This is a genomic window from Arthrobacter humicola (assembly GCF_039531445.1).
Classification (GTDB): Bacteria; Actinomycetota; Actinomycetes; order Actinomycetales; family Micrococcaceae; genus Arthrobacter; species Arthrobacter humicola.
In genome coordinates this window covers 158016-173388 of record NZ_BAAAQB010000041.1, presented here as the reverse complement: position 1 = coordinate 173388, position 15373 = coordinate 158016, and the positions used below count along the sequence as shown (strand labels likewise).

At 67.7% G+C, this 15373-nt stretch carries 15 protein-coding genes; 4 read left to right on the top strand and 11 right to left on the bottom strand.

Going from position 1 to position 15373, the window contains the following annotated elements; all coding sequences use genetic code 11:
* Nucleotides 1-89: 89 nt before the first annotated feature.
* The 8 genes from secF to pdxT all read right to left on the bottom strand — a co-directional run bounded on the left by secF (nt 90) and on the right by pdxT (nt 7583).
* Nucleotides 90-1109 (bottom strand): protein translocase subunit SecF, encoded by a 1020-nt coding sequence (gene secF / locus ABD243_RS17445; protein ID WP_344367634.1) that lies wholly within the window; start codon nt 1107-1109, stop codon nt 90-92.
* A complete protein-coding gene (gene secD / locus ABD243_RS17440) occupies nt 1110-2885 on the bottom strand; it encodes a protein translocase subunit SecD (RefSeq protein ID WP_116767984.1) in 1776 nt (591 codons plus the stop codon).
* A gap of 105 nt (nt 2886-2990) precedes the next feature.
* On the bottom strand, nt 2991-3413 hold the full coding sequence (gene yajC, locus ABD243_RS17435; RefSeq protein WP_344367633.1) for a preprotein translocase subunit YajC: 423 nt from the start codon (nt 3411-3413) through the stop codon (nt 2991-2993).
* 212 nt (nt 3414-3625) lie between these two features.
* On the bottom strand, nt 3626-4750 hold the full coding sequence (gene ruvB / locus ABD243_RS17430; RefSeq protein WP_344367632.1) for a Holliday junction branch migration DNA helicase RuvB: 1125 nt from the start codon (nt 4748-4750) through the stop codon (nt 3626-3628).
* Nucleotides 4743-5387 (bottom strand): Holliday junction branch migration protein RuvA, encoded by a 645-nt coding sequence (ruvA, locus tag ABD243_RS17425; protein WP_344367631.1) that lies wholly within the window; start codon nt 5385-5387, stop codon nt 4743-4745. Before ruvA ends, ruvB begins: the two co-directional genes overlap by 8 nt.
* 99 nt (nt 5388-5486) lie before the next feature.
* Nucleotides 5487-6074 carry a crossover junction endodeoxyribonuclease RuvC gene (gene ruvC, locus ABD243_RS17420; protein WP_091252422.1) on the bottom strand — a complete coding sequence of 196 codons (588 nt, stop codon included), beginning with the start codon at nt 6072-6074 and terminating at the stop codon, nt 5487-5489.
* Nucleotides 6075-6122: 48 nt separating this feature from the next.
* Complete coding sequence (locus tag ABD243_RS17415) at nt 6123-6878, bottom strand: YebC/PmpR family DNA-binding transcriptional regulator (protein WP_091252341.1); 756 nt, start codon at nt 6876-6878, stop codon at nt 6123-6125.
* Nucleotides 6879-6881: 3 nt separating this feature from the next.
* On the bottom strand, nt 6882-7583 hold the full coding sequence (pdxT, locus tag ABD243_RS17410) for a pyridoxal 5'-phosphate synthase glutaminase subunit PdxT (protein ID WP_344367630.1): 702 nt from the start codon (nt 7581-7583) through the stop codon (nt 6882-6884).
* Nucleotides 7584-7675: 92 nt separating this feature from the next.
* On the opposite strand from pdxT, the gene ABD243_RS17405 reads away from it, so the two are divergent.
* From ABD243_RS17405 to ABD243_RS17395, 3 genes are read left to right on the top strand one after another with little or no spacing between them, the layout of a single operon-like run.
* The gene (locus tag ABD243_RS17405) at nt 7676-8965 is read left to right on the top strand and encodes a Mur ligase family protein (RefSeq protein ID WP_116767978.1); all 1290 of its coding nucleotides are present in this window, start codon (nt 7676-7678) and stop codon (nt 8963-8965) included.
* Complete coding sequence (locus ABD243_RS17400) at nt 8962-9756, top strand: type 1 glutamine amidotransferase (protein WP_344367628.1); 795 nt, start codon at nt 8962-8964, stop codon at nt 9754-9756. The genes ABD243_RS17405 and ABD243_RS17400 overlap by 4 nt, the downstream gene beginning before the upstream one ends.
* Before the next feature lie 19 nt (nt 9757-9775).
* Nucleotides 9776-10264 carry a GNAT family N-acetyltransferase gene (locus ABD243_RS17395; RefSeq protein ID WP_344368075.1) on the top strand — a complete coding sequence of 163 codons (489 nt, stop codon included), beginning with the start codon at nt 9776-9778 and terminating at the stop codon, nt 10262-10264.
* A gap of 55 nt (nt 10265-10319) precedes the next feature.
* Here ABD243_RS17395 and ABD243_RS17390 read toward each other — a convergent pair whose 3' ends face one another.
* The 3 genes from ABD243_RS17390 to ABD243_RS17380 all read right to left on the bottom strand — a co-directional run bounded on the left by ABD243_RS17390 (nt 10320) and on the right by ABD243_RS17380 (nt 13291).
* Nucleotides 10320-11090, bottom strand: coding sequence for an alpha/beta fold hydrolase (locus ABD243_RS17390; protein WP_344367627.1), 771 nt, complete (start codon nt 11088-11090; stop codon nt 10320-10322).
* Nucleotides 11091-11168: 78 nt separating this feature from the next.
* Nucleotides 11169-12020 (bottom strand): alpha/beta fold hydrolase, encoded by an 852-nt coding sequence (locus ABD243_RS17385; RefSeq protein WP_344367626.1) that lies wholly within the window; start codon nt 12018-12020, stop codon nt 11169-11171.
* 11 nt (nt 12021-12031) lie between these two features.
* On the bottom strand, nt 12032-13291 hold the full coding sequence (locus tag ABD243_RS17380; RefSeq protein ID WP_344367625.1) for a CapA family protein: 1260 nt from the start codon (nt 13289-13291) through the stop codon (nt 12032-12034).
* 82 nt (nt 13292-13373) lie between these two features.
* On the opposite strand from ABD243_RS17380, the gene ABD243_RS17375 reads away from it, so the two are divergent.
* The coding region (locus tag ABD243_RS17375; RefSeq protein ID WP_344367624.1) for a M3 family metallopeptidase at nt 13374-15373 on the top strand (2000 nt) is incomplete at its 3' end.

Here is a 15373-nt window from a genome sequence, read left to right as displayed (position 1 = left end):
CTTCGATAACCGGCCCGGATACGGCGGCGGGCCGGAGGTCGTCCCCAAGGACGTTCTCCGGCCCGCCGGTGGTGCACTTGAGCCTCTGCCTAGGCGGTGGCCGCGGATTCCTGCGCGGCGGTCTTGGCGGCCGCTTCCGCGCGCCGCTGTTCCACCCGCTTGGCCTGCTTGACCAGTTCAGGTTCGCCCTGCCGCAACGCGGCGTACAGCGGCGCCGCGATGAAGATCGTGGCGGCGGTGCCGACCAGGATGCCCACGAACAGCGCCAGGGACAGGTCCCGCAGGGTCCCGGCGCCCAGCAGACCGGCGCCGATGAAGAGGATGGCGGCGACCGGAAGGATGGCTACCACCATGGTGTTGATGGAGCGGACCAGGGTCTGGTTGATGGCCAGGTTGACCTCTTCGGCGAAGGTCCTCCGGGTGGAGGCCTGCATGTCCGAGGTGTTCTCCCGAATCTTGTCGAACACCACCACGGTGTCGTACAGCGAGTAGCTGAGAACGGTCAGGAAGCCGATGATGGCCGACGGCGTCACCTCGAAGTCGCTGAGCGCGTAGACGCCGGCGGTCACGAACAACGTGACAGCCATGCCGGCTAGTGCCGAGAGCGACATCTTCCAGGTCCGGAAGTAGAGCGCCATCAGGACGGCGGCGAGGCCGACGAAGATCGCCAGGCCCATGAGGGCCTGCTTGGTGACGTCGGCGCCCCAGGTGGGGCCGACGAAGGTCGACGTCACCTCGTTGTCTGTCACGCCGTAGGCCTTGGTCAGGCCTTCCTTGATCTGCAGCGTCTCGTCATCGGACAGCTTGTCCGTCTGGATGCGCATGGTGTTGCCGGCGACGTTGGCCACGCGTGGCACGGACCCCGACACGACGTCCTTGACGGCTTTCTCGCCGCGGGACGCATCCGTGTTCTGGACGTTGGACACCGTGAACTCGGAGCCGCCACGGAATTCGATGCCGAGGTTGAAGCCGCCCTTGGCAACCGGAATCAGGATGGACAGGGCGATGGCGACCCCGGCAATCAGGAACCAGATCTTCCGGTAGCCGACGAAGTCATACGAGCGTTTGCCCGTGTAGAGCTCATTGCCGAACGTTGAGAAGTTGACCATTTACTTGCCCTCCTTGGACGCGCTCTTGGAGGTACCGGCGAGCTGTGCCTGTTGTGCCTGTTCCTGCTTTTCGGCGAGGCGGCGTTCTGCGATAGTCATCCGGCGCTCGGCCTCTGCGGCTGCACCCGTGTTCTTCGCGCGCACCACCGCCACTGGCTTGTCTTCCGGAGTACGGATCCGGCCGGCCCCGCGGTAGAGCGGCACAGCGCCCAGGCGCTTTGGATCCAGACCCGAGAACCTGTGGCCCTCGCCGAAGAACTTGGTCCGGGCCAGAAGCTGCAGGGTGGGGTGCGTGAACATGAAGACGACGATGAGGTCGGCGATCGCGGTGAGACCCAGGGTGAAGGCGAAGCCGCGGACGTTGCCCACGGCCACGAAGAACAGCACCACGGCAGCGAGGAGGTTCACGGCCTTTGACGCGAGGATGGTGCGTTTGGCCCGCTTCCAGCCGTTCTCCACTGCCGAGACCAGGCCGCGGCCTTCGCGGAGCTCATCTCGGATGCGTTCGAAGTAGACGATGAACGAGTCGGCCGTTTGGCCGATGGCCACGATCAGACCGGCGACGCCGGCGAGCGAAAGCCGGTAGTTTTCGGTCCAGCCCAGGATGGCGATGGCCAGGAACGTGAGCACACCGGCGATCACGAGGGACGCCAGCGTCACGAAGCCCAGGGCCCGGTACTGGAACAGCGAGTAGACGGCGACCAGGAGGAGCCCGATAAGGCCGGCGAGCATGCCCATGCGGAGCTGCTCCCCGCCAAGGGTTGCGGAGATCTGCTGTTCGCTTTGGATTTCGAAGCTGATCGGCAGGGCGCCGAAACGGAGCTGGTCGGAGAGGGCCTTCGCGGAATCCTCCGTGAAGCCGCCGGTGATCTGCGGGCGGCCATCGGTGATGACAGCCAGGGAACGCGGGGCGGAGATGACCTGGTCGTCTAGGACGATGGCGAACTGGGACTTCGGATCCGAGCCCGACTCACCGCCGCCGGCGGCATAGAACTGGTACAGGCGCTGGGTGACGTCCTTGAACTTGGCGGTACCCTCATCATCGAACTGGATGTTGACGGCCCATTCGTTGGTCACGGCACCCTGGGCGCCGCGCTGCAGCTGGAACGAGGAGGACTTGATGTTCGAGCCCTTGACTTCCACCGGACCGAGGATGTACTTGATCGCCGGCGACTTCGCCGAGGCCGGCTGGCAGGTCACCAGCGGCTTCGTCGGGTCGGAGCGCTGCTGCTTGTCCTGCGAGGGGTTGTCACAGTCGAGCGCCTCGAACTGCTTGTAGATCTCGGGGGTAACCCAGTTCTCGTCGCTGCTGTTGGCAGGCGCGGCCGTCGGCTTGGGCAGCTGCGCGTCCGGGGTCCGGGATGCCTCGGGGACCGCTGCGCCGGGGCCAGCCTGGATAACGGGGCGGAAGTTCATGTCGGCGGAAGCCTGGATCAGGGCGCGGGTTTCCTTGGCAGGAGTTCCCGGGAGGCTGACCACGACGTTGCGGCCGGACTGCGTGCTGATTTCCGCTTCCGCGACGCCCGAGCCGTCCACGCGCTGACGGATGATCGCCACGGCCTGGTTGAGCTGATCTTCGGTAATGCCCGAACCGCCCTCAACCTTGGGCGCCAGGATCATCTGGGTGCCGCCTTCAAGGTCCAGGGCGAGCTTGGGAGCCCAGCTGGCCTGGCCGGCAATCGTGCCGCCCGCCAGGACGGCCGTCATGGCGGCGATGATTACGCCGAGCCAGACCAGCATCCTGATGGCTGAGTTTTTGGGGCCAGTTCGTGCCATTGTCGATCTTTCTATTATTTACGGCGGATCCGCCGGCGCGGGCACTTGGCCCCCGACGACGGATGCCCGCAACCGTTGCTTCGCGGGATAGCTCAGGTAGGCAGACTAGCTGTCTTTCTTACCTTCGTCGTTGAGGCGGCGCAGGGTTTCCTCGGGAGTTTCGATGCCGGCCGGCTCGTTGAAAGGGGCAGCGTTTTCCGGCGTCTCAGCGTCCGGCTTGTCAAGGGTCAGCGAGGATGCGTCGTCCGGAACAACCGTCGGCTCTTCGGCTGCAACAACCGGCTCCACAATCTTGGTGACGGACTGGCGGTGCACGGTGGCGGTGTTGCCCGGGGAGAGTTCCAGCGTGACCTTGTTCTCCGCTTCATTGATGTCGACGATCCGGCCGAACAGTCCGAAGCTCGTCATGACCTCGACACCGGGGCCGAACTTCGACTGGAGCTCCGCCTGCTGCTGCTGCGTCTTCTTGTTGCGGCGGAACATCATAAAGACGAACACGCCGAGCATGACGAACAGGAGAATAGTCATTGGATCCAAGGGGAAAGTTCCGTTCTGTACTTGCATAGCTGTTTTTCAGCAACGTCCGTTTGCTCCGGGCGGCGCGGCAGAGGCCTGCACAGCAAGCTGGCAGAGAGACCATCCCCCAACCGCCGGCGGCTACCTGCTCTCCGCCCACGGAAACAAGACCCGAACGTGCCGAGCGTCATACCAGTCTAAAGGGAAAAGCTGGAGGAAGGGTGTTAGCGGCTATTTCGGATCCGCTCCGGAGCTGTTTCCTCAGCGATGTCGGCGCCGGGCTCCCCCTGCGCGCCGTCGTCCGGCTCGTCAGTCTGGAACAATTCCAGCGGGTCCTGTCCGAAGACGCCGGCGGGAACGGCGAAGCCCAAGTGGGTCCATGCCGGCGCCAGGGCAATGCGGCCCCGCGGGGTCCGGCCCAACAGCCCCTCGCGAACGAGGTAGGGCTCGGCGACCGTTTCCACGGTCTCGGTTTCCTCGCCGACGGCGATCGCGAGGGTGGACAGGCCCACGGGCCCGCCGCCGAACTTAGTAATGAGGGCTTCCAGGACAGCACGGTCCAACCGGTCCAGGCCACGCTTGTCCACCTCGTACATGTCCAGGGCCGCGGACGCCGCCCGGGCATCGATTTGTTCGATGCCGTGCACGAGCGCCCAGTCCCGGACCCGCCGCAGGAGCCGGTTGGCGATGCGCGGCGTGCCCCGGGACCGTCCGGCGATCTCGCTGAATCCTGCCGAGTTGACCTTCAAATCCAGCAGCCCGGCCGAACGGCGCAGGACGAGTTCCAGCTCCTCGACGGAGTAGAACTCGAGGTGGCCGGTGAATCCGAAGCGGTCACGCAACGGCCCGGGAAGCAGGCCGGCTCGCGTGGTGGCTCCGACCAGGGTGAAAGGCGGCAGCTCCAGCGGGATCGCGGTGGCGCCGGCGCCCTTGCCGACGACGATGTCGACGCGGAAGTCCTCCATGGCCATGTACAGCATTTCCTCTGCCGGCCGGGACATGCGGTGGATTTCGTCGAGGAACAGGACTTCGCCCTCGGAGAGCGAAGACAGGATGGCCGCGAGGTCGCCGGCGTGCTGGATGGCCGGCCCGCTGCTGATCCGCAGCGGTACGTTCATTTCGGCGGCGATGATCATGGACAGCGTCGTCTTGCCCAGGCCCGGCGGACCCGAGAGCAACACGTGGTCCGCGCTGCGGCCGCGCATGCGCGAGGCTTCCAAGACGAGGGACAACTGCTTCCGGACGCGGTGCTGGCCGACGAAGTCGTGGAGGTTCTTGGGCCGCAGCGCGGCTTCGATGGCGCGCTCCTCCGGCTCCTCTCCCCCGGTGACAATCGACGGCTCAGCCACGCGCGCCTACCCGGTTCCCGGCGCGGGCGCCGTCCTGGCCCAGCCACCGCAGGGTTGCGCGGAGGATTTCCGCCACGTTGCCGTTGGCGGCCAGATCGGGGGAATCGGCGAGCGATTTGTCGATGCTGGCGGCGGCATCCTTTTCGGACCAGCCAAGGCTGGTCATCGCCGCGATGACCTGCGGCTTCCAGACGGACTCGGCGGACACCGACGGGACCGACGCACCCGCGGTGCCGTGCGGTACGAGCTTGCCGGCGAGTTCCAGCACAATCCGGCCGGCCACCTTGGGTCCGATGCCCGGGACCTTCGTGAAGGCCTTGCCGTCGCCGGAGTGGGCGGCCACCCGGATGGCTTCGGGTTCGTGGACGGCCAGCACGGCCAGTGCGAGGCGGGGTCCGACGCCGCTGACGCTGAGCAGGACATCGAACACTTCCCGCTCGTCGTCGCTCGCGAAGCCGAAGAGCGTCAGCGAGTCCTCGCGCACGATCAGGGACGTGAACAGCTTGCCTTCGTCCCCCACCCGGAGGCTGCTGAGGGTCTGCGGCGTGGCGTTGACGCTCATGCCGGCCCCGTTGAGGTCGATCACGGCGGAGGACAGGCCAACATGCGCTACGGTTCCGCGAAGAAAACTGATCAAAGCCGGGCTCCTGGGGTTACAGCGAAACCGGGCAAATAAAGAAGGGCGACCCGGTTATCCGAACATATCTACGAATAGCGTAGCAAGCGGCGCGGACATTCAGCGCGCACGGCGCGCTTTTGCCTCGGCGTCGGCCCATGCACGCTGGGCCGGGGTGAGGGACTGGCTGCCCGGCCCCGTAGTCACTGCATCCTTGGTGGAAGTGCCGTTCCCGGCACGCCAGGCGTGGGTGATGGCCAGGGCGAGGGCGTCGGCGGCGTCGGCCGGGCGCGGCGGCGCATCCAGCCGGAGGATCTTGGTCACCAGCTTGGTGACGGCGTCCTTGTTGGAGGTACCGCTTCCCGTGACGGCGGCCTTGACTTCCGACGGCGTGTGCAGCGCCACCGGGATGCCGCGGCGCGCGGCGGCCGCGATGACCACGCCGGAGGCCTGGGCCACCCCCATGACGGTGCTGACGTTGAGCTGGGAGAAGACCCGCTCAACGGCGAGGACGTGCGGTTCGTACGTGTCCAGCCACTCGTCGATCGAGGTCGCGATGACGAGCAGCCGCTGGTCCAGGCTCTCCTCGGGCGAGGTTCCCACGACGCCGAACGCCACCATCGTGGCGCGCCGGTTCTTTTCGACATCAACCACACCGATGCCGCAGCGGGTGAGGCCCGGGTCAACGCCCAGGACGCGCAGCGTCACGCCGGGGCCGTCAAGACCGGGCCTCAACATCACGGCGACGTGACAGGGTCACTCGGCTTCCAGTGCGGCCTGCACTTCGTCGCTGAGGTCGGCGTTGCTGTAGACGTTCTGGACGTCGTCGAGTTCCTCCAGGGCATCGACGAGCTTCATGAACTTCTTGGCGGCGTCGAGGTCCAGCGGCACCTGCATCGAGGGCACGAACTCGGCCTCGTCGGTGTCGTATTCGATTCCCGCTTCCTTGAGTGCGTCACGGATGGCCTGCAGGTCGGTGGGCTCGGAGTGGATCTCGAAGCTGTCGCCGTTGTCCTTGACTTCCTCGGCACCGGCGTCGAGGACCGCCATCAGGACGTCGTCCTCGCTCAGGCCGTTCTTCGGCAGCGAGACGACGCCCTTGCGGCTGAAGAGGTAACTGACCGAACCGGGGTCGGCGATCGTGCCGCCGTTGCGGGAGATGGCGAGGCGGACCTCGGAGGCAGCGCGGTTCTTGTTGTCCGTGAGGCACTCGATCAGCAGTGCGGAACCCTGCGGGCCGCGGCACTCGTACATGATCTCGGTGTAGTCGACGACCTCGCCGGTGAGGCCGGCTCCGCGCTTGATGGCGCGGTCGATGTTGTCAGCAGGCACCGAGGTCTTCTTGGCCTTGGTGACAGCGAGTTCCAGGCTCGGGTTGCCGGCAAGGTCCGGGCCGCCCATGCGCGCGGCGACTTCGATGTTCTTGATCAGCTTGGCGAAGGACTTGGCCCGACGGCTATCGAGGATGGCCTTCTTATGCTTGGTCGTCGCCCATTTGGAGTGGCCTGACATGCTTTACGCTTCTCCTCTGATCATTCGAATAAACAGTTCGTGCACGCGTTTTTCCCCTGTCACTTCCGGGTGGAAGGAGGTCGCCAGCAGCTGGCCGGAACGCACAGCAACAATTCTAGCCGTCCCGTCCAACGACTCGGGGTGGCCGGCTTTGGAGGGTTCCACCTGGGCCAGGACTTCGACGCCCTCGCCGACGCGCTCCACCCAGGGACCGCGGATGAAGACGGCGTGGACCGGAGCCACGGCGCCGGCGTCGGCGCTGAACTTCAGCCCTTTGAAGTCGAGGTCCGTCTCGAAGGACTCCCGCTGCCGGCCGAAGGCGTTGCGGCGGACGGTGATGTCGAGCCCGCCGAAGGTCTGCTGCGGGTTCCCGGCGAGATCCGTCGCGGGGTCCGCGATCTCGTCCGCGAGCAGGATCATGCCGGCGCAGGAGCCGTAGACGGGCAGGCCGGCCCGGATGCGCTCGCGCAGCGGATCGCGGAGTCCGAAGATCCTGGAGAGCTTGTCGATCGTGGTCGACTCGCCGCCGGGGATGATGAGTCCGTCCAGGCCGTCAAGTTCGGCGGGGCGACGGACCCCTACGCCCGAGGCGCCGGCGGCCTCAACGGCATGCAGGTGCTCCCGGAAATCGCCCTGAAGCGCCAGGACGCCGATCCGGAGCCCTGTTCCCGCGCGGGATTCAGGGGAAATAGAGGGGGTGGTCATCCCCACAGCATAATGTGCCGCGCTTGCCGGGGACGCATGCAACGGGCCCCGGCGTCCGGGTTCCATGCCTCTGCTGGGATATATTACAGAGCATGCTTTACTTCAGCGTTCCGCTCGGCAAGCTCGTCCGCCGGGTCTCCCGGCTCAGGGGCGGAGGCTCGGCCCTTCCCGGGCTTGTGGTCGAAAAAATCGATCCCGGCTTCATGCAACGGACACTGTCCACGCTGCCCCTGGGGGTCGCCGTCGTCAGTGGCACGAACGGGAAGACGACCACCACGAAGATGGTGGTGGAACTGCTGGAGAGCCAGGGACTGAAGGTCTTCACGAACCGCACCGGCAGCAATTTCACCCGCGGCGTGGCGGCGGCGCTCCTGGGCGAGGTGGACTGGCGCGGCCGGCTGGATGCCGACGTCGCGGTTCTGGAACTGGACGAGGCGCACGCGGTGCACTTCGTGAACAAGGTCCCGCCGCGCTACAGCCTCCTGCTCAATGTCCTCCGGGACCAGCTGGACCGCTTCGGCGAGATCGACAAGACCGCCGAGCTCCTCCAGCACATCGCCGCCAAAACTACCGGCACCGTTGTCCTGAACCGGGAAGACCCCCGCGTCGCCCGGATCGCGGCGACCCTGGACGGGCCGGAGGTGCTCTACTTCGGGCTGGACGATTCCCTCCTGAGCACCTTCCCCAACGACGACGACATGCGTGCGGCCCCGGGGAGCCCGGTCCCGGCCGCCCCCGCCCGGCCGGCCGCCGACGTCGTGCTGCGCCGCGTGGGCGTCGATGACGCCGATTTCGAGTACGACGGCGGGACGGTCACCACGGCGATGAAGCTGCGCGGCGTCTACAACATCTTCAACGCCGCCGCCGCGCTGACCCTCGCCCGGGCGATCTCAGGGGCCCGCGGCACGGGCACCGACCAGGCAGGACTGCTCACGGCGCTGTCCCAGGTGGCGCCGGCGTTCGGCCGCGGCGAGAGCCTTGTGGTCGATGGCCTGCCGCTGGAGCTGGTGCTGGTCAAGAACCCCAGCGGCTTCCGGCTCGGCCTGAAATCCTTCCCGGCCGCCGGGTACGCCACGATGATCGCCATCAACGACAACTACGCCGACGGCCGGGACATGTCCTGGCTGTGGGACGTCGAATTCGACACCCTCCGCGATGGCGGCGTGGACCAGCTCACGGGCTCCCGCGCCTACGACATGGCGCTGCGCCTGCAGTATGACGACGTCGCCATCGGCGCCGTCGACACGGAGATCGCGCCGGCGCTGGCCGCGTTCATCCGCGGCGCCCAGGGCAAGCCGAAACGGGTTTTCTGCACGTATACGGCCATGCTGGCCATCCGCCGCGAGCTGTCCAAGATCACCACAGTGGAGGTGGTCTCATGACCCCCCAGTCCCCGGAATCGCACGAGCTCTCCTTCGGGCACGAGCTCCCGCCCGAAGACTCCGCCGCCCCGAGAAAGGGAACCATCCGGGTCCTGCAGCTCTACCCGCGGGACATGAACATCTACGGCGACTGGGGCAACGCCCTGGTCCTGGCCCAGCGGCTGCGCTGGCACGGCTACACCCCGGAACTGCTCGAATACAACGTCGGCGACCCGTTCCCCGCGGACGTGGACCTCATTGTGGGCGGCGGCGGGCAGGACAGCGGCCAGCTCGTCATCCAGGATGACCTTCTCTCCCGCGAGTCCACGCTGAAGCAACTGGCCGAGGACGGCACCCCGATGCTCGTGATCTGCGGGCTCTACCAGCTCTTCGGGAAGTTCTTCAAGACCCGGCTGGGCTCCGTCATCCCCGGCATCGGCATCCTGGACGTGGAGACCCACGGCACCGACGAACGCCTGATCGGCAACGTCACCGTCTCCTCCCCCGAGTTCGGCAACATCCTCGGCTACGAGAACCACAGCGGCCAGACCACCCTGGGACCGGGCGTGCAGCCGCTCGGAACCACGGCCAAAGGCACCGGCAACAACAGCACCGACGGCCAGGAAGGCGCCCGCTACCGCAACATCGTGGCGAGCTACCTGCACGGCTCGCTGCTCCCCAAGAACCCGGCCCTGGCCGACTTCCTGATCCGGACCGCCGTCGAACGCAAGTACGGCAGCTTCACGCCGGGCACACCGGACGACTCCTACGCGGTACTGGCGCGTGAACACGCCGCCCGCCGGCCACGCTGATTCCTTCGCAGGCGACGGCATGCTGATTGAGCGGGACACCCCCGAGCGGGAGGACGTCCGGCAGCTTCTGGCCGGGCACCTGGCCGACATGTACGCGACCTCCCCGCCGGAGAGCGTCCACGCCCTCGATCCCGCCGCCTTGGCCGGACCGGGTGTCAGCTTCTGGACGGCGCGGGAGGGCTCACGGCTTCTTGGCTGCGCGGCAATGAAGCACCTGGCTACCGGCGACGGCGAGATCAAGTCGATGCGCACCGCGGAACCGGCGCGCGGGCAGGGCGTCGCCGCGGCGCTGCTCCGCCATCTCCTGGCGGAGGCCCGGAGCAGCGGATACCGTCGGCTGTTCCTGGAGACGGGCAGCCACGAGTTTTTCGCCCCCGCGCGGCGGCTGTATACCCGGCACGGCTTCGCGGAATGCCCGCCGTTCGCCGGCTACGAGCCCGATCCCCACAGCGTCTTCATGACCCTCGACCTCACCGCCGACGCCGAACAGCCGGCCGCCGCCGGGTAGCCCTCGGGCGGGTGCCGGTCTGGTTCGCGTAGCCCTCCACCGGGCCGGTCTGCTATCAACACTCCCGGACGAAAGCCAGGACGTCCCGGGGCACCCGTCTGCTGGATGCCGTCCGGACATGGCCCCACCGCTGATAGACGGTGAGGGTGCAGTCCGGGATCAGACGCGCGGTCTCCTCGATGACGGCCTGAGGGAAGAACGCGTCCCGGCCGCCGCAGAGAAGCAGGACAGGCGGCCGGATCAGCGGCAGAACGGACCGCGCGTCGAAGGCCAACCCGGCCCGGGCCTCGGTCAGCACGTCCGCGGCGGGGCAGCCGGAACGGCCCATCACGCGCCTGCCGACGACGGGTCCTACCAGCGTCCGCAGCCAGTGCGTGCGCGGACCGCGGAAGAGGTACTCCGCCAGGGCAGTCCCCGCGCCGGCCGTATCGCCGCCAATCACGGCCGCAGCAATCCGGTGGTCCACGTCCTTGCCCCACGTGCTGAGCTCGGCCCCCGTGACCACCAAGGCGATGTGCCGGAAGGACTCCGGGTGGGAGGCGGCCAGATCCTGCCCGATCATTCCGCCGAAGGATTCGGCCACCACCAGGTCCACCCGTCCACCGAACTCCTCGGCAATCAGCCGCGCGTAGTCCTCAGCCATGTCGGCGACCGTGTGCGACGGCGGCATGTTGCGCCGGCGGGCGACGATCCAGACGGCGTAGCCGGCCTTGAGGTAGGCATCAAACTCCCGCCGGAACAGGGTTCCCAAGAGCCCCCGGGGCACGGAGCTCCCCGGCCCGCCCTGGACGAACAGCAGGGACTTCGCGCCCCGGCCCCACGTCACGTATTCCATCCCGTTGCGGAACACCCCGTTCCGCGGTGATCTTTCGTCCCCGGCCAACCCCGCCATCACCATGCCGCCCTAAGGCGTTGCTCCCGGCTGCCGCAACAGTGCCGCGAACTCGGCCGGCCGGGTGGCGGGCCACCAGTGCCCGCCGTCCACCCTGGTGACTGTTACATCGTCCACCCACGCTTCGAGCCCCTCGACGAGGCCCGGCGCCAGAAACGGGTCCTTCAACGGCACCACGACCTGCACCGGAACGGTCACCCGGACCGGGGCGGCCGGTTTCCGCGGGCCGCGGAAGTTGCTGCGGTACAGGGCCAGGCCCCGGACGGGATCATTGCCGACGTCGCGCTTGGCCGTCCTTTCGTAGCGCCGGGCCAAGAACAGCCGCCACGCGGCTTCCGGCAGGACCGGGACGAGGAACGCCCCGACATACCAGCTGCGCAGGAGCTGCCCTGCCAGCTCCGGCCAGGCCCGCGGGTTCCGGACGCGCCGCCGGATCCAGCGGGAGAAGTGCCCCAGGTCGGGGCCGGAAATGCTCGTGTAGCGGCTGATCCGGCCGGCCGCCCTGGGGTCCTGCACGGCTGCCCAGCCTTGGATCGACCCCCAGTCGTGCCCCACGAGATGGACCGCCTCGGCGCCCGACTCGGCCAGCACGGCGAAGACGTCGTCCACGAGCGCCGTCAGTGAATAGTCCCCGCCGGGGCCGTGAACGGCGGAGGCCCCGGCGTTGCGAGTGTCGTAGGCCACCACGTGATGCGTCGGTGCCAGCTCGCGGATGGCCGGGAGGAAGACCCGGTGGTCGTCCGGGTAGCCGTGAACCAGGAGCAGGGTGGGCACGTCCGGGCCCGGTTCCGGGCCAAACTCGAACACGGCCAGCTCAGCCGCGTCCGACGCGACGGTACGCCGCCGTTCGTTGAGCATCTCCATGCCGCCCAAGCTTAGGGCTTCCGGGAAAGAATAAGCTCGTGAGCGCCCGCCGCCGCGGCGCCCATCGACTCCACCACTGCCGTGGTGCGCCGGCGCGTGGCGGCGTCCGCCGCCGTACCTGCGCAACGGCCCTGCGGCGCGTCGGCAGCCACCGAACACCAGCGGTAGGGTCCGCGGACTACCACCGACGGCGCCCAGGCCAGGTCCGAGGCAGCCCAGGCCCCGGCCGCGTCCTGCCTGAACTGCACCCGGACCAACAGGCCCTCGTTGTTAACCACGAACGACGGCGAGAGTTCCGTGATGCCGTTGCCGAGCCCGTACACAATCCACGTGCCTTTGTACTTCTCGATCGGCAGCACCGAATGGCTGTGGTGACCGTAGATCATGCTGAACTGGCCGCTGTCCACAAGCGTATGGGCGACCTCCCGCTGCTGGGCGTTCGGCTCACTGGAGTACTCATCGCCGGCGTGCATGACCCCCAGCACGATGTCCGCGCCCAATGCCCGGGCCCTGCGCGCCTTGGATATCATTGCGGCCGGATCGAGCAGGTCGACCTGCCAAGACTGCTCGGCACGCAGCCCGTTGAGGCCGTACGTGGCATCGATGACGGCGATTTTGGCCGCTGGAGTCTGCAGGATCAGCACTCCCTGCGACTCCGCCTCGGTCCGGTATGAGCCCGTGTGCCGCAGCCCGGCGGCGTCGAGGGCGTCCAGGGTGCGGACGAGGCCAGCGGTGCCGCGGTCAACCGCGTGGTTGCTGGCCGTCGTGCACGCCTGATAGCCCACACCCCGCACGGCGTGGATAATCTGCGGCGGTACGTTGAAGGAGGGATACCCGGAGAATGGTCCGTCCGGGCCCGCCACCGGGGTCTCCAGATGGCAGATCGCCACGTCGCTCTGCTCGATGTAGCGCCGCTGGCCTTCCAGCAACGGCCCGAAGTCCAGCCCCGCCGCACCGGACGCGCGGGCGTCCTCTCGGGCTTGCTGCCAGAGCTGGGGGTGTACCAGCATGTCCCCGGTGACCAGGACGGAGGTGCAGCGGACGGCCGCACAGCCGGGACCCCTCCCCGGCGTCGGCGTCGGTGCCTGCGTAGGCGTGCCCGACGGCGGCCCGGCGCCCTCTGCCGCTTCCCCGGTACTGCCGGTAGCCGACGACGGACTTGGTTCGCCCGGTCCGGCGACGAGTACGCAGGATGCCAAAAAGACCGCCAGGACAACGGCTGAGGCAGCGGCAACGATCCGGCCGCGCAGACCGGCACTGATGTTCCCCATGCCGGCCATCCTACGGTGGGCGGAATCACAACACACTGAAGGGATCGTTGAGAACCCGCGTCCTGCATGAAAGAGTCGCTTCATGACCAATCCCCTCCTGAGCCCCAGCACCCTGCCCTACGGCCTGCCGCCTTTCGCGCAGATCCAAGACGCGCACTACGCCGAGGCCGTTGAGGCCGGACTGGCCGAGCATCTCGCCGAGATCCAGGCCATCGTGTCCGACCCGGCGGTGCCGTCTTTCGAGAACACCGCCTTGGCCATGGAACGTTCCGGTCGGCTCCTGGAACGGGCGGCCGCCTCGTTCTTCACGCTGGTTTCCGCGCACGCCTCAGATGCCATCCGCGATCTCGAGACCCGCCTCTCCCCGCTCTTCTCCGCCCACCAGGATGCGGTGTACCTCAACCGTGGGCTCTACGAACGCTTCGCGGCGCTGGACACGACCGCCCTGGACGCGGAGTCCGCCCGGCTCGTGGAGGAATACCTCAAGGAGTTCCGCGCCTCGGGCATCCAGCTCGACGACGCCGGCCAGGAGCGGCTCAAGGCCGTCAACGCCGAGCTTGCCAGGCTGGGCACCGAGTTCGGGCAGCGCGTCAAGGAAGGCATGAAGTCAGCTGCCCTGCTGCTGGATGACGCCGCCGACCTCACCGGCCTGCCCGACGACGACATCGCCAGCGCCGCCGAGGCCGCGCGGACCGCCGGGCACGAGGGCAAGTTCCTGCTGACGCTGATCCAGCCCAGCAACCAGCCCGCCATGGCCGCCCTTTCGAACCGGGATGTCCGCCGGCGGCTCTACGAGGCCTCGATCGGCCGCGGCAGCGACGGCGGCAGCTTCGATGTGCTCGACCTGGTCAAGGACATGGTCCGGCTCCGCGCCGAGAAGGCGAGCATTCTGGGGTTCGCCAACTTCGCCGAGCTGACGGTGGACCGGCAGACGGCACCGGACTTTCAGGCCGTGCAGGACATGATGAGCCGGCTGGCCCCTGCCGCCGTCCGCAATGCCGACGCGGAGGCCGAGGCGCTGGCCGAGGCCGCCGGACACCCGCTCGAGGCCTGGGACTGGGCGTACTACTCGGCCAAGGTCAAGCGCGAGAGGTACGCCGTGGACGAGCAGGCCCTGCGTCCGTACTTCGAACTGGACCGGGTCCTGAATGATGGCGTGTTCTTCGCGGCGAACGCCTTGTACGGTGTCACCTTCCACGAACGCGACGACCTCGCCGGCTATCACCCGGACGTGCGGGTCTGGGAGGTCAAGAATTCCGACGGCACGGACCTGGGCCTGTTCCTGGGCGACTACTACACGCGGGACACGAAGCGCGGAGGCGCGTGGATGAACTCCCTCGTGGAGCAGTCCGGACTGTTGAACACCCGCCCGGTGGTGATCAACAACCTCAATATCTCCAAGCCGCCGGGCGGCGAGCCCACCCTGCTGACGCCGGACGAGCTCCGCACCACGTTCCACGAGTTCGGCCATGCCCTCCACGGCCTGTTCTCCGCCGTCACCTATCCGCGGTTCTCCGGTACGAACGTGCCGCGGGACTTCGTGGAATACCCGTCGCAGGTCAACGAAATGTGGATCATGTGGCCCGAGGTCCTGGCCAACTATGCACGCCACCATGCGACCGGCGAGGCCCTGCCGCAGGAAACCGTGGACAAACTCAACGCCGCGCAGCTCTGGGGCGAGGGCTTCGGCACCACGGAATACCTCGGCGCGGCCCTGCTGGACCTGGCGTGGCATGTCCTGGACGGCTCCGACATCCCCGAGGATGCCGTGGAATTCGAAGCCAAGGCCCTCGCCGCGGCGGGCATCGCGCACAGCCTGATCCCGCCGCGCTACCGGACCGGCTACTTCCAGCACATTTTCGCCGGCGGCTGGTATGCCGCCGGCTACTACTCCTACATCTGGAGCGAAGTCCTGGACGCCGACACCGTGGAATGGTTCAAGGAACATGGCGGCCTCAGCCGCGACAACGGCAACTTTTTCCGGGCGGAGCTTCTCTCCCGCGGCAACAGCCGGGACCCGCTGGAGTCATTCCGTGCCTTCCGCGGCCGGGACGCGGACCTCGAACCGCTGCTGAAGCGCCG